The organism is Thalassospira sp. CH_XMU1458 (genome assembly GCF_037027205.1).
Lineage (GTDB): Bacteria > Pseudomonadota > Alphaproteobacteria > Rhodospirillales > Thalassospiraceae > Thalassospira > Thalassospira tepidiphila.
Window position 1 is genome coordinate 355857 of record NZ_JAYMDW010000001.1, and the last position, 16652, is coordinate 372508.

Genomic DNA, 16652 nt, shown 5'->3' on the forward strand with positions numbered 1-16652 from the left:
TTGATCTTGGTCGGTATTTTGATCGTAATTATAAGATCATTTGACGTAATCTAGTTCAGATCCAGCGTAATTCCGGCTTCTTGTCCGATCCCTTGTCAGGGGTATGGATGTCATCGACATTGACGCTTATGGCAAGAATACCGCCAAGGCCGCCTTCGGTCATTTCCGACAATCGAATGCCAATCCAGTCCTGATCAAGGCCGCGCACATAGGTGTCGCGCGCCGCCAGATCAGTAAAATCAATGGTAATGGCATGGGTAAATCCCTGACTAAGGCCGCTTCCGGTCATCTTTGGTCCGCCGCTAAAGGCCAATGCGCCCGGCACTGAAAAGGCAACTTTTTCAAGTTCGCCGATCATGGTGTCGATGTCGCTTTGCGCGATATGGCTTGGGATCTGCAGCAACACAATATGACGGATCATGAAGTGCCCCCTGTTTGAGTATCCGCATCCTGCCAGCTTGCCGGATCGATGCTGTTGGGCAACAGGACATATTTGCGGCCCTGCCGATTCATGTGGCCGGCATAAAGGGCCGCGTCCTCGCCCGGGCCAAAAAAGATGTCACCGCGCACCGGCCCACGAATGGCCCCGCCGGTATCCTGGGCCACCATCAGGCGGCGGAATGTACGGTCCGCATTCATCGGATCGCTGGTTTCAAGCCAGACCGGCACCCCCATGGCATGGAACCTGCGATCCACTGCCAATGACCGGCCCGGTTCCAACGGCACCCCTTGCGATCCCAGCGGCCCCGCTTCGGGGTCATTCGGATCAACCTTGAGCGGCTGGAAAAACACGTAGGATGCGTTGGTATTCATCACCGCATCGGCTTCGCCCGGATTGTCATGCAGCCATTTGCGGATCGATTGCAGCGATACGGTTTCACGCGTCAGCACCCCGCGCGCAATCAATTCCCGCCCGATGGCAAAGTAGGGATGACCGTTGGTCGCGGCATATCCCACCCGAAGCACACTTTCATCGGGCAGAACCACCCGACCAGACCCCTGAATTTGCAGGAAAAAGGCATCTACCGCATCATCGACCCAGACCAGTTCAAGATCGCGGTCCGATAATGCCCCTTCCTCGATCGCTTCGCGGTCGTAATAGGGTTTGATTGCATCACCCGCGATCCGCCCGACCAGCTTGGTGCCTTTCAGATCCTCGCGGAAATCGCCAAGATCGATTGAGACCATGTCATTGGGCTTAAGATAAAGCGGTGTCTGATACGCCCCGCCGCGGGTCAGTTGGCCTTGCAATTCCGGCTCGTAATAGCCGGTAAAAAGGCCCTCGGCCGTATCGCGATTGCCACTGAGATAGGGTCTGAAACCGCTTTCAAAGAACGCACGCGCGTCTTCTTTGCGAAGGCTTTCAACATCAAGGGAAACCGCGGTTTCGCAGCTATCCCGCCACTGGCCGATGGTCCCCATGCGCGGATCAGGCCCGACGGGTTTGTCATCACTGCGTCTTAGCATCGCCTGGCACGACCGGGCAAAGGCCCGCACAGTGCCGCGCATATCATCGGTCTGCCAGCCATCAAGATCGGCGAAAGTGGCCGGGCGCAGGGTCAGTTTGTCTTCCACCTCGGCCGGGGGTTCGATCTGTCCGGTGATTTGTGGCCAAAACATCCAGATCAGGGCAGCAGCCGCACCGACCAGCACAGAAACAAGGGACAGGCTGCGCGATAAAACCAGTCGTCTTTTCAAGATGGAAACCCGCTTGTAACAAGGCAAACGTTACCGTCTCGGATTCTGCGCCCAAGATCGGCTTTGCGAAAACCCGATTTTGCCCCTGACATGCTTAACAAGCCGATAATTGCGCCGCGCCCGGTGCCCCGCAAACATGAAAAAAGGCGACCCGGTTTATCGGATCGCCTTTGATATGTTTGGTCTTTGCGAAACCCGCGTTAATCGGCGGTTTCTTCTTCCGGGGTTTCGGTCGCAACCAGCTGCCAGTTCGGATCGCGGCTTTCGATATTGCGCGCGAATGTCCAAAGGTCTTCAGCCTCGACCACCTTGTTGGGGTCGCCATCGACAACATCGCCCTCGGCATTGCGAATGACCGAGACTTCCTCGGACACGAACTTGACCGTGACATAGGCGGTGCGGCCTTCAAGGCTGGCGTCATGGATAGACGCGCTCTTGATACCGACCAGGGTGGTTTCCTCGTGCTCGCCCTTTTCAGCGCGGGCATCGATGGCAGCGGCGAAATTCTTGTAAACCTCGGCCGAAAGCAACGGGTTCAGGCCATCCTTGTCGCCCTTGGCAAAGTATTCGACGATCATTTCGAACGCCATGCGCGCGCCATTGAGGAAGTCCTGCTGGGTGAAGTTCGGATCGTGCTTCTGGATCTCCTGCAGGGTTGCAAACGTGCCCGAAGGAACATCTGCCGCATCCTGATCGTTACCGGAGTCCGGCAGGCGATAAACATTATCGGTCTGAGCTGCGGCGTCTTTCTGGCCTTCATTGTCATGAGTCTGACGGCCAAAGATATCGGACGGCCCCTGCTTTTCATTGCCGGTGCGACGGCCAAGCACGCCGCGCAAACGCAGCACAAGGAAAACCGCAATCAGAGCGAATAAGAATATATCGAAATACTGCAAGACGGTCTCGTGATCCTAATGGTTTCAAACTGGTTGTCTGTATATCACAACCGTGGTGGAGAGATGGTATGAACTTAACCAAATGCAAGGGCAACTGCCGATTACCCGGCAAGATGTGATCATCTTCACCCTTCACCGGTGCGATATGCGCCGGGGCAAGGCCAAGATGACGATCTGCCGCATTTTTGTCGCGTTGTCACATTAGCGTTCCCACCAACTAACCAACGAACTTAAGTGTGCAGATTAATGAGAAATCGCTGAAAACCAAGTTGTTTTCTGCAATAGTTTCAGCAAGACGTCAGCTTTGGCCGTAAAATGTATGTGATAATACGACATTTGCGGCACATACAGGCAATCGATCGCCAGTAAACGGAGAAACAATGGGCTTTTACTTTCTCGCGATATTCGTCGCCATGCCAATCATCGAAATCGCGGTCTTCATTCAGGCCGGCGAACTGATCGGGCTATGGCCGACCATTGGCGTGGTTGTTCTGACAGCCATCATCGGCACGTCCCTGATGCGTGCCCAGGGGTTGCAAACCCTGGCCAAGGCGCAAAGCCAAATGGATCAGGGCGAAATGCCCATTGGCGCCCTGTTTGACGGCATCTGCATTCTGATTGCCGGTGTATTGTTGCTGACGCCTGGCTTTGTCACCGACACCTTTGGCTTCCTGTTGCTTGTCCCGCCGCTGCGCCAGCTGATCGGGGCCAAGGTCATCATGAAACTGGTCCAGTCGGGCAATATCCGGACAAACTTCCGCGGTGCGACCTATTCCAGCGGTGCGCAAGGCGGACCAAACGGGCGCGGACCGAATGGACCCGGTGGACATGGCGGAGCACGGGCGCGCGGTGCCGGGCCGATCATTGATGGCGATTTCGAAGATGTCAGCCCGAATGACCCGTCAAACGACACCGATCGCAGCAACGATCCGGGCGACAATCCCGAAACACCGCGCAATTTGCCCCCGCGTGACGAGACGCGCTGAATTCATCCGAAAATCACTAAATCAGAAGGTTGACCGACACCCCCGGTCAGCCTTCTTTGTTTCAAAGGCCTTTGTCCGTAATCGGGACAACCAAACCCCCGGAAATACGGGCTTTGATGTGGGCTTTGAGCCGCTCTGATTGGCTTGCCCGTGCAGGCCAGACGTGCTAGGCCAACAAGTCCAATTTATCTGCCGCAACCGGGCGGCGTCAGTAATAAGCATTTCAGCCAAGGCAAAGCCTTCAAGCCGAAAGCTTTTTTCTGATCAAGACGAAATGACCTCTAAGGGAGCTAGACTTTAATGGCCGAGAATACCACCGGTGCAGAAGGCGCAGCAGAACAGAAGCAGCAGCCGGCCGCAAATCCGATCACGATCCACACCCAGTACATCAAGGATCTGTCGTTCGAAAACCCGAACGCACCGGAAAGCGTTGCCCTGCAGCAGCAGCCGAAAATCAATATCGATGTTGATGTTGAGGCCCGCACCACCCAGGACCAGAAACTTCACGAAGTCACCATCAAGATCAACGTCAAAGCCGACGTTGGCGACAAGGTGGCCTTCATTGCCGAACTGCAGTATGGCTGCGTTGTGACGCTGAATGTTTCTGACGAACACCGCCTGCCGGTTCTGATGATCGAAGTTCCGCGCCTGCTGTTCCCGTATGTCCGCAAGATCGTCGCAGACCTGACCGCAGATGGTGGCTTCCCGCCGCTGATGATGCAGCAGATTGATTTTGCTGATCTTTTCCGCAAGAAATTCGCATCCAAGATGGAAGGTCAGCCGGCCGGTAACGCCTGATTGACCCCATTCATCGGATTTTGGTTCGATACCAAAACGATTACAGAACAAAGGCCGCCAGTTTGGCGGCCTTTTTATTTTAAAATCGAAACGTTTTCGCTGATTGGCCGTCAAACAGGCCCGATCAGAAGGGACGAGCGATCACCATGAAGACGACAATGATCATCAGGATCGTCGGTACTTCATTGAAAACGCGATAGAATTTTTGCGATTTCGTATTGGCATCCGCTTCAAACGCCCGGCGGTAACGCGCCATCATCATGTGCGCGATGGTCATCAGAACCACACACAGCAGTTTGACGTGGAACCAGCCTTCGGTCATGACACCGGCCGCATGGATCAGATAGCCGCCAAAAATCCAGGTCGCGATCATTGCCGGGTTCATGATGGCGCGCAAAAGACGGCGTTCCATCACCTTGAATTTCTCGCTGGCTTCCGAGCTCGGCGCGACTTCGCAGTGATAGACATAAAGCCTTGGCAGATAAAGAAGACCCGCCATCCAGGCGATCACGCTGATGACATGCAGGGATTTGATAATGCTGTAGCTATCCATCTCTCTCTTCTCTGGATGTGACGGTCAGGATCGGCAGGTTTAAGACCGCGTAAGCGGGAATTTTTTGAATTTTTCCGACCATAACAGCAATCAGGCCGATCCAAAAACAGAACCGGCCCGATTGGCGTTATAACTGTGATCTAAAGCGCGTCGCGCTTTAGGCCAATTCAGGCCCCGGCAGGTTTCAGCGATGGCTGCTTGGCGACCGCACAGGAATGTTCATCCGGGCACCACCAACCGCGCGTTTCGACCGTGTAGTCATCCGGGCCTTTTTCATCGAGCTCGTCCTGGGTTTGTTTTACAACCGAAACAAGTCCGGCAATAAACTTCGGATGGGAACAGACCGTGCGCACACGTTCATAGATCGGCACGTGTTTTTCATGCGCCAGTTCGCCATATTCGATATCAAGCTCGACCAAGGTTTCCGAATGCTCGGTGACAAAGGCAATCGGCACCACGACGATGCCCTTGTTTTCCTTGCCAGCACGCGCGATCTCGTCCTCGGTCGATGGGCCAATCCATTCCATCGGCCCGACCCGGCTTTGATAACAAACGTTCCAGTCCAATCCATCGATCGCCATTTTCTCGACCACGGCGGCCGATGTTTTTTCGATCTGCGACTGATAGGGGTCACCGCGCTTGGTAATCACGGCTTTGGGCACACCATGGGCGGAAAACAGGATGCGCGGCTTATCAATGCCAAGTTCTGTAGCCTTGGCCAGGGCACGGTCATAGCCCGCCTTGATCATCTCAGCCGATGCTTCGACAAAGCCCGGATTGGTCGGATAGCAGCATGCGGTTTTGATCGGGGATGTCAGGCCAACCTTGGCACAGGCCCGTTTCCAGTCCTTGACCGACGATCCGCTAGTGGTGGTTGAAAACTGCGGATAAAGCGGAAGCAGGATCTGTTCGTCCGCGCCCCATGCCTTGACCGCGGCTGCGGTATCATCGGCAAACGGTTTCCAGTAGCGCATGGCGATAAAACAACGGTTTTCATAACCGTCATCTTCGCCATTGAGCGCCGTTTGCAAGGCATCGGCCTGCTCCTGGGTCAGTTCCAGAAGCGGCGATTTACCACCGATATGGTCATAAATCTCGCGCGCAATCGGCGCACGGCGACGCGAAATCAGCTTTGCCACCAAATAACGGAACGGATTGGGCAGGCTGATGATCGCCGGATCGTTAAACAGGTTGAACAGAAACGGCTCAACAGCTGCCGGACTGTCCGGCCCCCCCAGATTGAAAAGAACAATGGCGCGTTTCTTGCGCGTCGTCTCGGACATTTGGCTATCCTTCATGTCAGATCGTGTCTGGACCGGTTCCCGACAAACCGGGAATGATGTAAACCCGTCGCGCTCCGGCGCCTATTTTGGTCAAACCGGACCCAAGCGCAACAGGCAACGCCCATCATACGCATTGAATTTTTCAATCGATTTGATTGATTTCAAAAATCACAAAATAAAATGCAGCAATTGCCGACATTTACCCTTTGTAATCCCGAATGAAGTCGACCAGCTGGCCAACATGTTCCGGTGGGGTTTCCGGCGTGATGCCATGGCCAAGGTTAAAGATGAACGGCCCTTTGCCCAGCGTATCAAGGATGCGCTTGGTTTCATCAAACATCGGATCGCCACCCGTGATCAGCAACATCGGATCCAGATTGCCCTGCACGGGCCCCAGTTTCTGGAGGTTTTCCGCCACCCAGTCGAGTTTCACCCCGCTATCAAGGCCAACCGCAGTCACACCGGTTTTCTGTTTGAAATCAACCAGATGCAAGCCACAGCCGCGCGGGAAGCCGATAATCGGCAGATCCGGGTGCACGGCGCGCAAATTGGCAACGATCTGTTTGGTCGGCTCGATCACCCAGCGATTAAAGCCGGTCTCGGACAGAACCCCGCCCCAGGTTTCAAACAGCTGAATGCATTCTGCCCCGGCCTCAACCTGCTTCAGAAGGTACTGCGTGGTTGCCTCGACCAGAATGTTGATCAGCTGGGCAAAACCATTCGGATCGCCATAGGCAAAGCGGCGGATATTCGGGAAGTCCTTGGAACCCTTGCCCTCGACCATGTAGGTCGCAACGGTCCAGGGCGCACCGGCAAAGCCGATCAGTGCTGTGCCGGATGGAATGGCATGTGAAAGCTTTGAAACCGTCTCATAGATCGGACCAAGCGTGTCATGAATGCCTTCAACTGAAAGCTTGCCCAGGCCTGAAGCATCGCGGATGGCCTCAAGCTGTGGGCCTTCTCCCTGCTTGAAGGCCAAATGCTGTCCAAGTGCCTGCGGTATAACGAGGATATCGGAGAACAATATTGCCGCATCGAAGTCAAAGCGCCGCAGCGGCTGGAGCGTAACTTCGCAAGCAAGATCAGGATTATAGCAAAGATCAAGGAAAGAGCCTGCTTCTGCGCGGGTTGCGCGGTATTCTGGCAAATAGCGGCCAGCTTGGCGCATCAGCCAGATCGGCGGTACCGGCAAGGTTTCACCAGCAAGGGCACGCAAGAAGGTCTTTTGGGTGTTAGGCATCTGGTTTCCTGTTTCTCTGTCCCGATCGCTTTTTTGATCTTTGGCCTGACACGTGGCGTTCGGCCATCTGTCAGAACCGGCTTTGTTATTTCGTGAAATGTGCCCTGGGGCCTTTGCCAAGACGTTTTCCACGTTCTGCCTAACAAAACCTTATTTAATAAAAAAGGATGTTGTTTGTGAGTGGTTCCCTGTGGATAACAGGGATTAAATTTCACGCACAGTTTATTCACATTCCGACTCGGGAAAAATGATTCATCTCAACCGGCCTTGGGGAAAACTGTGTACGACTCCGAACGACTCCCGGACTCTGCCTTGGGAAAAGACGTTTTTGAATAATGGGGATAAGGTGAATAAGTCTGGTTTTTGCAGTCTTATCCCTGTTATTACGGGAAAAATTTGGCACTTATCCCGCTCGGGACAGAGCACTTGAGAAAGTTTGTATGAGCGGGAGGATAATTCCTGTGGAAAAAATCGGGCCGGAGTCGCACCCGTTATCCACATTTATCCACAGGGCCGACTCCGATCCGCTAACTTCGGGTTGCGATAAAACTCTTATCCATCCGGTTAGTGATCGGTATTTTGAACAGCCGTAACGTTGTTTGAATAAAGTTAGAAAAATCGTTTGGTCGGCAAAAAGTGGATAAGATTCTGCTTGGGTCGCCAAAAATTGACCAAAGAAACGGACAGGCATGGTCGGGACGGACAAAATTTTCCATCTTCATCTGGTCTCGGACTCAACCGGCGAGACGGTCGATGGCATTGCGCGCGCCTGTGTTGCGCAGTTTCCCGATGTGCGTGCTCATGAACATGTCTGGTCGCTGATCCGGACCGACGCGCAGCTCGCCCGTGTCTTGGCCGATATCGAACGCAATCCGGGCATCGTTCTTTACACCGTCTTTGACAGCGACATCCGCCGCAAGCTCGAAGAAGGCTGTCGTCGTCTGCAGGTCCCCCACAGCCACGTGCTTGATAATACCGTCACCATGATGGCCGGGTATCTCGGCCAGCAATCGCACGGCCGGACCGGTGCGCTCCATAAAATGGACGAGGAATATTTCAACCGGATCGAGGCGATTGATTACACCTTGACCCATGATGACGGGCAATCGGGCTGGGATCTGGAAGATGCGGATGTGGTGATTGTCGGTGTCTCGCGCACGTCCAAAACCCCGACATCGGTTTATCTGGCCAATCGCGGCATCAAAACCGCCAATATTCCCTTTGTGCCGGGCTGCCCGTTGCCGCCGGAACTTGATCAGCTCAAAAAACCCCTGGTGGTTGGCCTGATCAAGGATGTTGATCAGCTGGTCTCGATCCGCAAAAACCGCCTGCGCCAGATCGAACGCGGCGAGGGCGGCGATTATGTTGACCCGGTCGCAGTCCGCGATGAAGTTCATCAGGCACGGCGATACTTTACCGAACGCGGCTGGAAGATCATTAATGTGACCCGCCGATCGATTGAAGAAACCGCCGCCATCATTTTATCGACCATGTATGACCGCCGCGGTCATTAAGCTGCACCAACAGGATAAACATATGCCCAACACCCATCGTCTTATTCTCGCATCCAGCAGCAAGGCCCGCCATGCCATGTTGACCAATGCTGGTGTCAATTGCGAAGCCGTCGCCTCGATGATTGACGAGGATGGCTATAAACAGGCGATGAAGGCCGAGGGTGCGACGGCGGCCGAGGCCGCGGAAACCTTGGCCGAAATGAAGGCGCTGCGCATGTATCGCCAACAACCAGATGCGATTGTGATTGCCGCTGATCAGATGTTGGAATGCAATGGCATCTGGTTTGACAAGCCGATGGACCGTGACAATACCCGCGCGCAACTTCTGGCCCTGCGGGGCAAAAGTCACAAGCTGGTCTCGGCCGCTGTTATATATAAGGAAGGCTCGCGCATCTGGGGCACGATTGATACCGCCCATCTGACCGTGCGCAACTTCACCGATGAATGGCTCGAAGAATATCTCGATGCCGCCGGCGAAGAGATTTATCACTGTGTGGGCGGCTATCAGCTTGAAGGCCTCGGCGCGCAGCTGTTTACCGAGGTGCGCGGCGATTACTTCACCGTGCTGGGCATGCCGCTTTTGCCGCTGATTGGCTTCTTGCGCGATCACGGTGTTCTCAAGGCATAATCACAAAAACGCATCAAAAACCCATCAGGCAGGAAACAGTACGCAATGACCTCGCGAAATCCTTATCGCACCCTATCGGGCACATCGCGCCTTGCCGGCGTGATGGGCTGGCCGGTATCGCATTCGAAATCGCCGCGCCTGCATGGCTATTGGCTTGCGAAATACGGCATTGATGGCTGTTATATGCCACTGCCCGTGGAGCCGGAAAACTTTCAGGCAGCCTTGATTTCGTTGCGCAATCTGGGATTTTCCGGGGTCAATGTCACCATTCCGCAAAAGGAAATGGCGATGCCCGAATGTGATGAACTATCCGATCGCGCGCGCCGCATCGGGGCGGTCAATACCGTGACCTTTGCCAAGGATGGGCGTCTTTTGGGCGACAATACCGACGGATTTGGCTTCCTTGAAAACCTGCGCCAGGAAGCCCCCGATATCGCTTTTGCCAGCGGTCCGGCGGTGGTGCTGGGGGCAGGCGGGGCGTGCCGTGCGGTGCTGGTCGCCTTGCTGGATGAAGGCTGCCCGGAAATTCGTCTGGCCAACCGGACCCGCAAACGGGCCGAAGACGTCGCGGCCGAAATCAAGGACCCGCGGATCAAGGTGATTGACTGGCCGGTTGCACCTGATGCGCTTGCTGGCGCATCGCTTGTCGTTAACACAACAAGCCTTGGCATGGTCGGCCAGCCCAAGCTTGAGATCGATCTGTCCGGTCTGCCGCAAACTGCCCTTGTCACCGATATTGTCTATGCGCCGCTGATGACTGACCTTTTGGTGCAGGCCAAAGCCCGCGGCAATCCGATTGTCGATGGGCTTGGTATGTTGCTCCATCAGGCACGACCGGGTTTCCATCGCTGGTTCGGGATCGATCCCGAAGTCACCCAGGAACTGCGCGATTTCGTTCTTTCGCCGGATTAAGATCCGAAGGGTAATCTTATCATGAAAATTCTTGGGTTAACTGGCTCCATCGGGATGGGCAAATCAACCGCGGCGGCGATGTTTCGCACCCTTGGTGTGCCGGTCCATGATGCCGATGCCACAACCCATGAATTGATGGCCCCAGATGGCCTCGCCTTTGATCCGATCGCCAAGGCCTTTCCCGATGTGATCGTTAATGGCCGGATTGATCGGCAGGCATTGGGCAAGATCGCCTTTTCCAATCCGGATGTTCTAAAAACGCTTGAAACCATCCTGCATCCGCTGGTGCGCGCAGCCGAAAACCGGTTCCTGGCCGCCCAACGTCGTTTGGGGCGCAAGCTGGTCGTTCTCGACATCCCGCTTTTATATGAAACATCCGGTGAAACGCGCTGTGATCATGTTGCGGTTGTATCGGCCCCGGGGTTCATACAACGCCAGCGTGTTCTTTCGCGAGAAGGGATGACGGAGACAAAATTTTCCGCCATTCTGTCCAAACAGATGCCAGATATCGAAAAGCGAAAGCGCGCTGATTTTATCATCCCGACCGGGTTGGGGCGTGCGGTCACTTTTCAATATATTCAGGGTATTATCGACCAACTCAGTTGATGACTGGATAACGACTACATGCGTGAGATTGTTCTTGATACCGAGACCACCGGCCTTGATCCCTATGCTGACCACAGACTGGTTGAAATCGGCTGTATCGAACTGATCAATCACATGCCCACCGGGAGGCAGTATCACCAGTATATCAATCCCCAGCGCCCGATGCCCAAGGAGGCATTCGACGTTCACGGTCTGGGTGATGAGTTCCTCAAAGACCAGCCGGTCTTTGCCGAGGTCGCCGATGAGTTCATTGAATTCATTGGCGAGGATTCGGTTCTGGTCATTCACAATGCCAGCTTCGACATGAAGTTCCTCAATGCAGAGCTTGAATGGCTCAATAAGCCGCGCATTGCCATGGAACGCGCCCTTGATACCGTTCAGATGGCGCGCAAGAAATTCCCCGGATCCCCGGTCAGCCTCGATGCGTTGTGTCGCCGGTTCAAGATCGATAACTCCAACCGTACCCTTCACGGAGCCCTGCTTGACTCCGACCTTCTTGCCCAGGTCTATCTCGAACTTCTGGGCGGCCGTCAGCACGGCCTGTCGCTTGATCCCAATGCGCTAAACGGTGATCAGGATGAAGATAACGGTGGTCGTCGGGTTCTGGGCCCGCGGGGCAACCGGCTGGAACCAAGGCCGCATGCGATCAGCGACGAAGAACTTGCTGCTCACCGCGCCTATATCGAGGCCAAAGTCAAAGACGCGCTCTGGCTTATAAAGCAAGAGGCATAAGATGGGAAAACAGCGGTGTCCATCATTGCGGTTTTCCGAACTTACAGTTTCTCAATACGCCAATCGCCTCCTTGCGATGCTTGTTTTGGTCTGTGCGCTGATCACGGCTTTAGGTAATCTTCGCGCCCAGACACTCACTGACGAAAAAGCTCCAGAAAACTCCACGTTTAATGGCACCTACATCATCCATCTGTCTGAAAGTACGCGGGTTCAGTCATCGGGCCGGCCGGAGCCAGGCTACTTCGATACGCTTGCCATCGAACTGTTTACCAAGGCCGGTCTGGCTGTTGAAATCGTTCCGCAAATGCCCTGGAAACGGCAGATGGAGCTGGCCGGACGTGAAGTCGGCCACGTAATTTACCCCACCACCCGAATTGATTATCGCGAAGATGTTTTCCAATGGGTTGGTCCGGTCAGCCGGACCTTCTGGAACCTGTTTGGCTTTGTCGATACCGGTTGGTCGGACATGGCGTTTGACACACTTTTGCGCGATGCCCGCATCGGGGTCCTGATGGGATCGGCGCGTGAGGGGTATCTTCGTGATCGCGGGGCCCAACAACTGGTTATGGTGCCGCGTGAAGAACTTCTGTTGCCGATGATGATGGCTGATCGCGTCGATCTGATCGCCATCGGCGGCAATATCCTGCGCCATTATCTTGATAAGGTCCGTGCCGAATATCCCGAAGTCAGCATTCCTGATGTGACTGGTTTCAAGCCCTATCGCACCTGTTATCTCTATATCGCGATCAGTGGTGATGTGCCGCAAAGCGATATCACAAGGCTGCAAACCCAGCTTGACCGCTTCAAAACCAACGGCTTTTTTGTTGAAAACCGCCGGATGCACGGGCTTTCGACCAATCTCGACAGTGCGTTTCTCAAGGCGATGCTTGATCTTGATAATAACGGGGTCACCTGTGTCGATCTGACCGACATCGATACCTGAAACACAACCCCGTAGGGTCACCTTTCCCGGTCTGGCCTGTTTTTCCTGCAAACATATTGTTGCCGTGACGGCGAAATGCGCGATGGGCGCGGTTGCGCGAAAAGCAATGACACGGCAATATGCCGCGAACATTCCTTTGGGTGACCGGGCTGTTGCAAACAGGTGATATCGAATGGACGATAAAGCCTTGCGTATATGGACCGCGCCGCTTGCATATTGTCTTGGTCGATGAGTCAGAAGAAACCAAATAAGCGACGCCGCACCGTCACGGATGACGAAAAGACCCTGTGGGAGGTCTTTACCCGTGACGTCAAACCTTTGCGCAAGAAAAGGCGCAAGGCCGGCGATGACGTGGTCGCGTCTGATGATGACATCCACACCAGCGATACCGCGATTACCTTGCCCGATAATCTTGGCGAAAAACTTGAACAGTCCGAACAAAGCCGGGCGGCGCGCAATCTGCCCTCGGCCCGCCATGCCGACCGTGGCCCAAAGATCAAAAAACAGAACCTTTCCGAACTGAAACCGGGTGTCACCGACGGGATTGATCGATCAACTGCCAACAAATTCCAAAAGGGCAAGATGTCGATCGACGGGCGCATTGACCTGCATGGCATGACCCAGGAAGTCGCCCATAATGCGCTCAATGCCTTTATCGAGGATAGCTGGCGGGCCGGAAAACGTTGCGTTCTCGTAATCACCGGCAAGGGATCGCGCGCTGATGAATATGGCCGCACGGGTCTTTTGCGCGAACGCACCCCGCAATGGCTGAGTGCGCCAAACCTGCGCAATCGCATCCTTGCCATCCATCAGGCCCAGATCCAGCACGGTGGCGCCGGGGCCTTTTATGTCTTGTTGAAACGGAGACGCCCGTGACACCTTTTGGCAATCGCATCCGGGAACTCCGTGCGCGCAACAACGTGACGCTGACCGATATGGCAACCGCACTTCAGCTGTCACCGGCCTATCTGTCCGCGCTTGAACACGGTCATCGCGGGCGACCCAGCCCCGGCCTGGTGCAGCAAATATGCGGCTATTTCAATCTGGTCTGGGACGAGGTCGATGACGTCAAACGTCTGGCCCAGCTCTCGCACCCGAAAATCACCGTCGATACCGCCGGTCTGGAACCCCAAGCCACCGAACTGGCCAACCTGCTGTCAGAACGCATCGCCGGCCTGAGCGAGGATCAGCTCAACCGGATGCTTGAAATTGTGCGCGAACAGCATCGCTCTTCGTGAAACAGGATTTCCTGAACACCTTTTAAGTTGAAACGTAACCATTGAATTTAATCCAAGGGTTACAATATCCAAATGTGCCGTGCAGATTATTTTGCGCCGCACAAAGTCCAGGCGCGTCACCACACCAACAATAAAAGGCAATTGATACGATATCGTATCAATATAAAACCTGCGCGCCCCGGGAGTTGGAAGAACGCATATTTGGCGGCCTCGCATTCCACAATGCACGGGGCTTTACATGTTTGCGAATATTCAGATTGGCAAGAAACTTGCGATTTCTCTGATCCCACCTTTGTTGGGACTTGTTGTTCTGTCCGGCGTCATTATTTCCGACCGCTATCGGGAAATGGATGAACTTGGCAAAATTGGCGGCTTGACCGAACTTGCGGTTCAGATCGGTGCAACCGTACACGAATTGCAAAAGGAACGGGGCGCATCGGCGGGCTTTATCGGCTCCAAAGGTGAACAGTTCGGACCGCAACTTGCCGATCAGCGCAACTTGTCGGATGCGCGCATTCAGTCTTTGCGCGATGCGTTAAACGACTTTGATCTTTCCGCCTTTGACCCGGGTCTGGCAGAGCAGGTCGGCGTCTTTGTCGGGCTGCTTGATACCGTGCCCCAAACACGTGCCAAGGTCTATGCGCTGGATATCGAACTTGGCGAGGCCGTTCGGTTCTATACCTCGATCATTTCCGGCATGCTCTCGACCGTCAATGTCATGAGCACAATCAGCAACGATCCCGAACTGGTCCGCTCGATCGCGGCCTTTAATGATTTCATGCAGGCCAAGGAACGTGGCGGGCTTGAGCGCGCCACAGGTGCGGCCGGGTTTGGCATGGGCAAGTTTGAACCCAACCTTTATCGTCGATTTGTCGAGCTGATCACCCTTCAAAACGCTTATCTTTCTGTGTTCGAGGAAATGGCCGCACCAGAGATCAGGGAATTTTACGACCGCGCGATGCAGGACCCGGCGGTTGCGGCGGTCAACAAGCTGCGTGATGTGGCGCTCAGTTACCCGGTAACCGGAACCACCAATGGCATTGCGGGGACGGACTGGTTTGCGACCATCACGGTAAAGATTAATATTTACAAGATGATAGAAGACCATATTGCCCAAAGCCTGGTCACCCTCTCGGCGCAAAAGCTCTCTGAAGCGCAGCTTTATTTTTATGGCACATTGGCCGGTTTGCTGATCATTATCGCACTTGCATGCACATTGGTTGTCATCGTTGGTCGCGATATTTCTGCGCCGATCCGCGCCATGACCAAAACCATGAGCGATCTGACCGCAGGCGACCTGTCGGTCAAGGTATCCGGGGCCGCGCGCGGGGATGAGGTCGGGGCCATGGCCCGTTCGGTGCAGTTTTTCCGCGACAGCCTTGTCGAGAACAGGGAAATGGCCGCCCAAAGTGAAAAGGAACAGGCCGCCCGATTTGCCCGTGCTGAAAAAGTCAGCCGGCTGGCCGAACGGTTTGAAGCCAGGATCAACGCCTTGCTGGGTGATATCGGCCAGTCGACTGATGGTTTGCGCACCACGTCTTCAAACATGACATCAGCCATCGACGAGACCCGCGACAAGGCCCGCCTGGTGGCAGATGATGCCAAATCAGCGTCCGAAAATGTGTCGGCGGTTTCCTCGGCAACCGAACAGCTGGCCAATTCGATCCTTGAGATTTCCCGGCAGATTTCCGCGTCGTCGGATAATGCGACCGCCGCCGCCGACGAGGCCCGCGAGGCCGAAGTCATTGCAACTGCGCTGAAAGAAGGTGCTGAAAAGATCGGCGAGGTGATTGGCCTGATCCGCGATATTGCCGAACAGACCAATCTTTTGGCGCTTAATGCGACAATCGAAGCCGCCCGAGCTGGCGAGGCGGGCAAGGGATTTGCCGTCGTCGCCAACGAGGTCAAAAACCTTGCGACCCAGACATCGCGCGCAACCGACGAAATTTCCGAACAGATGGGCAATCTGCAGGACGCGACAGAACGCGCGGTTGATGCCTTTTCGCGGATTGGCGAAAAAATCGGCCAGATTGATGCGACCTCGTCCTCATTGGCAGCCGCGGTCAATGAACAGGAAGCCGCAACCTCGGAAATTGCCAATAATATTGATCGTGCGTCGCAAGGCACGACCGAGGTTTCGGGCAATGTTGCCGGTATCCGCGAAGCAACCGACAATGCCGGCGAGGCCGCCGATCACGTTATCGTTGCCTGTGATCAGGTTGCCAATGTTGCGACCAGCCTGCGCAAGGAAGTGGCCGATTTCCTTGCTTCCGTGCGCGAGGCCCAGACAGTTTGATGCAAAAGGATCGATGACAAAGGACACGGAATTTTGGCTCAAACCCGGCATGGGCGAGCGGAATGCGGTCGGTTAGCGGGGGCGAGATGTGATATTTTCGTATCAATGGCTGTAAAATTGCCCGGTTCTTTCGAATCACGGTTTGACTATTGCGATTTTCAAGGGTATCAATCGGGGGTGTTTCGATCCAGAAACATGAAAAGACCTGCCTTTCTTGCAACTCCAAGGTTTCGAACCGTCCGCACGCCCCAGCAAAAGCCTGAGCGCCTTGCCTGACGGTCAACCGCACATTCTCTTTTCTATCTCCATAAAATCTTCGCCCTTTCGGC

General features: G+C 54.8%; 17 protein-coding genes. 11 read left to right on the forward strand and 6 right to left on the reverse strand.

The window, feature by feature from the left end; translation table 11 throughout:
- Positions 1-55 precede the first annotated feature (55 nt).
- The 3 genes from WBY09_RS01675 to WBY09_RS01685 form a co-directional block, all read right to left on the reverse strand.
- Complete coding sequence (locus tag WBY09_RS01675; RefSeq protein ID WP_120223867.1) at positions 56-421, reverse strand: Dabb family protein; 366 nt, start codon at positions 419-421, stop codon at positions 56-58.
- Positions 418-1698, reverse strand: a complete 1281-nt coding sequence (gene mltA, locus WBY09_RS01680) for a murein transglycosylase A (RefSeq protein ID WP_336231849.1) — start codon at positions 1696-1698, stop codon at positions 418-420. Before mltA ends, WBY09_RS01675 begins: the two co-directional genes overlap by 4 nt.
- A 200-nt stretch (positions 1699-1898) precedes the next feature.
- Positions 1899-2594, reverse strand: coding sequence for a Tim44/TimA family putative adaptor protein (locus tag WBY09_RS01685; protein WP_008888776.1), 696 nt, complete (start codon positions 2592-2594; stop codon positions 1899-1901).
- A 380-nt stretch (positions 2595-2974) separates the two neighbouring features.
- Between WBY09_RS01685 and WBY09_RS01690 the strand changes: the two genes are divergently transcribed.
- Entirely contained in the window at positions 2975-3580 is a 606-nt protein-coding gene (locus WBY09_RS01690; RefSeq protein ID WP_336231850.1) for an FxsA family protein, read from the forward strand.
- 300 nt (positions 3581-3880) lie between these two features.
- Positions 3881-4378 (forward strand): protein-export chaperone SecB, encoded by a 498-nt coding sequence (secB, locus tag WBY09_RS01695; RefSeq protein ID WP_008888774.1) that lies wholly within the window; start codon positions 3881-3883, stop codon positions 4376-4378.
- A 124-nt stretch (positions 4379-4502) separates the two neighbouring features.
- Here the strand turns inward: secB and hemJ are convergent, their stop codons facing one another.
- The 3 genes from hemJ to hemE all read right to left on the reverse strand — a co-directional run bounded on the left by hemJ (position 4503) and on the right by hemE (position 7454).
- On the reverse strand, positions 4503-4931 hold the full coding sequence (gene hemJ, locus WBY09_RS01700; protein WP_336231851.1) for a protoporphyrinogen oxidase HemJ: 429 nt from the start codon (positions 4929-4931) through the stop codon (positions 4503-4505).
- A gap of 167 nt (positions 4932-5098) precedes the next feature.
- Positions 5099-6214, reverse strand: a complete 1116-nt coding sequence (gene hemH / locus WBY09_RS01705) for a ferrochelatase (protein ID WP_336231852.1) — start codon at positions 6212-6214, stop codon at positions 5099-5101.
- Positions 6215-6413: 199 nt separating this feature from the next.
- Positions 6414-7454, reverse strand: coding sequence for a uroporphyrinogen decarboxylase (hemE, locus tag WBY09_RS01710; protein WP_336231853.1), 1041 nt, complete (start codon positions 7452-7454; stop codon positions 6414-6416).
- Positions 7455-8143: 689 nt separating this feature from the next.
- On the opposite strand from hemE, the gene WBY09_RS01715 reads away from it, so the two are divergent.
- The 9 genes from WBY09_RS01715 (at position 8144) to WBY09_RS01755 (ending at position 16323) form a co-directional block, all read left to right on the forward strand.
- A complete protein-coding gene (locus WBY09_RS01715; RefSeq protein WP_008888770.1) occupies positions 8144-8968 on the forward strand; it encodes a pyruvate, water dikinase regulatory protein in 825 nt (274 codons plus the stop codon).
- A gap of 22 nt (positions 8969-8990) precedes the next feature.
- Positions 8991-9596, forward strand: coding sequence for a Maf family protein (locus WBY09_RS01720; protein ID WP_336231854.1), 606 nt, complete (start codon positions 8991-8993; stop codon positions 9594-9596).
- Positions 9597-9641: 45 nt separating this feature from the next.
- Entirely contained in the window at positions 9642-10508 is an 867-nt protein-coding gene (locus WBY09_RS01725) for a shikimate dehydrogenase (protein WP_296988945.1), read from the forward strand.
- 21 nt (positions 10509-10529) lie between these two features.
- Positions 10530-11114, forward strand: a complete 585-nt coding sequence (gene coaE, locus WBY09_RS01730) for a dephospho-CoA kinase (protein WP_336231855.1) — start codon at positions 10530-10532, stop codon at positions 11112-11114.
- A gap of 18 nt (positions 11115-11132) precedes the next feature.
- Complete coding sequence (gene dnaQ, locus WBY09_RS01735; protein WP_336231856.1) at positions 11133-11846, forward strand: DNA polymerase III subunit epsilon; 714 nt, start codon at positions 11133-11135, stop codon at positions 11844-11846.
- Position 11847: 1 nt separating this feature from the next.
- Positions 11848-12789, forward strand: a complete 942-nt coding sequence (locus WBY09_RS01740) for an ABC transporter substrate-binding protein (RefSeq protein ID WP_336231857.1) — start codon at positions 11848-11850, stop codon at positions 12787-12789.
- Between the two features lie 228 nt (positions 12790-13017).
- Complete coding sequence (locus WBY09_RS01745) at positions 13018-13665, forward strand: Smr/MutS family protein (RefSeq protein ID WP_063086289.1); 648 nt, start codon at positions 13018-13020, stop codon at positions 13663-13665.
- Positions 13662-14027 (forward strand): helix-turn-helix domain-containing protein, encoded by a 366-nt coding sequence (locus WBY09_RS01750; RefSeq protein WP_008888763.1) that lies wholly within the window; start codon positions 13662-13664, stop codon positions 14025-14027. The genes WBY09_RS01745 and WBY09_RS01750 overlap by 4 nt, the downstream gene beginning before the upstream one ends.
- 238 nt (positions 14028-14265) lie before the next feature.
- Positions 14266-16323 carry a methyl-accepting chemotaxis protein gene (locus tag WBY09_RS01755; RefSeq protein WP_336231858.1) on the forward strand — a complete coding sequence of 686 codons (2058 nt, stop codon included), beginning with the start codon at positions 14266-14268 and terminating at the stop codon, positions 16321-16323.
- Positions 16324-16652: the final 329 nt, after the last annotated feature.

Coding starts and splice junctions, on each gene's coding strand:
- WBY09_RS01720 (WP_336231854.1), top strand. CDS start 8,991: ATGCCCAACACCCATCGTCTTATTCTCGCATCCAGCAGCAAGGCCCGC.
- WBY09_RS01675 (WP_120223867.1), bottom strand. CDS start 421: ATGATCCGTCATATTGTGTTGCTGCAGATCCCAAGCCATATCGCGCAA.
- WBY09_RS01745 (WP_063086289.1), top strand. CDS start 13,018: ATGAGTCAGAAGAAACCAAATAAGCGACGCCGCACCGTCACGGATGAC.
- coaE (WP_336231855.1), top strand. CDS start 10,530: ATGAAAATTCTTGGGTTAACTGGCTCCATCGGGATGGGCAAATCAACC.
- WBY09_RS01740 (WP_336231857.1), top strand. CDS start 11,848: ATGGGAAAACAGCGGTGTCCATCATTGCGGTTTTCCGAACTTACAGTT.
- WBY09_RS01725 (WP_296988945.1), top strand. CDS start 9,642: ATGACCTCGCGAAATCCTTATCGCACCCTATCGGGCACATCGCGCCTT.
- dnaQ (WP_336231856.1), top strand. CDS start 11,133: ATGCGTGAGATTGTTCTTGATACCGAGACCACCGGCCTTGATCCCTAT.
- hemJ (WP_336231851.1), bottom strand. CDS start 4,931: ATGGATAGCTACAGCATTATCAAATCCCTGCATGTCATCAGCGTGATC.
- WBY09_RS01715 (WP_008888770.1), top strand. CDS start 8,144: ATGGTCGGGACGGACAAAATTTTCCATCTTCATCTGGTCTCGGACTCA.
- WBY09_RS01755 (WP_336231858.1), top strand. CDS start 14,266: ATGTTTGCGAATATTCAGATTGGCAAGAAACTTGCGATTTCTCTGATC.
- secB (WP_008888774.1), top strand. CDS start 3,881: ATGGCCGAGAATACCACCGGTGCAGAAGGCGCAGCAGAACAGAAGCAG.
- hemH (WP_336231852.1), bottom strand. CDS start 6,214: ATGTCCGAGACGACGCGCAAGAAACGCGCCATTGTTCTTTTCAATCTG.
- hemE (WP_336231853.1), bottom strand. CDS start 7,454: ATGCCTAACACCCAAAAGACCTTCTTGCGTGCCCTTGCTGGTGAAACC.
- WBY09_RS01690 (WP_336231850.1), top strand. CDS start 2,975: ATGGGCTTTTACTTTCTCGCGATATTCGTCGCCATGCCAATCATCGAA.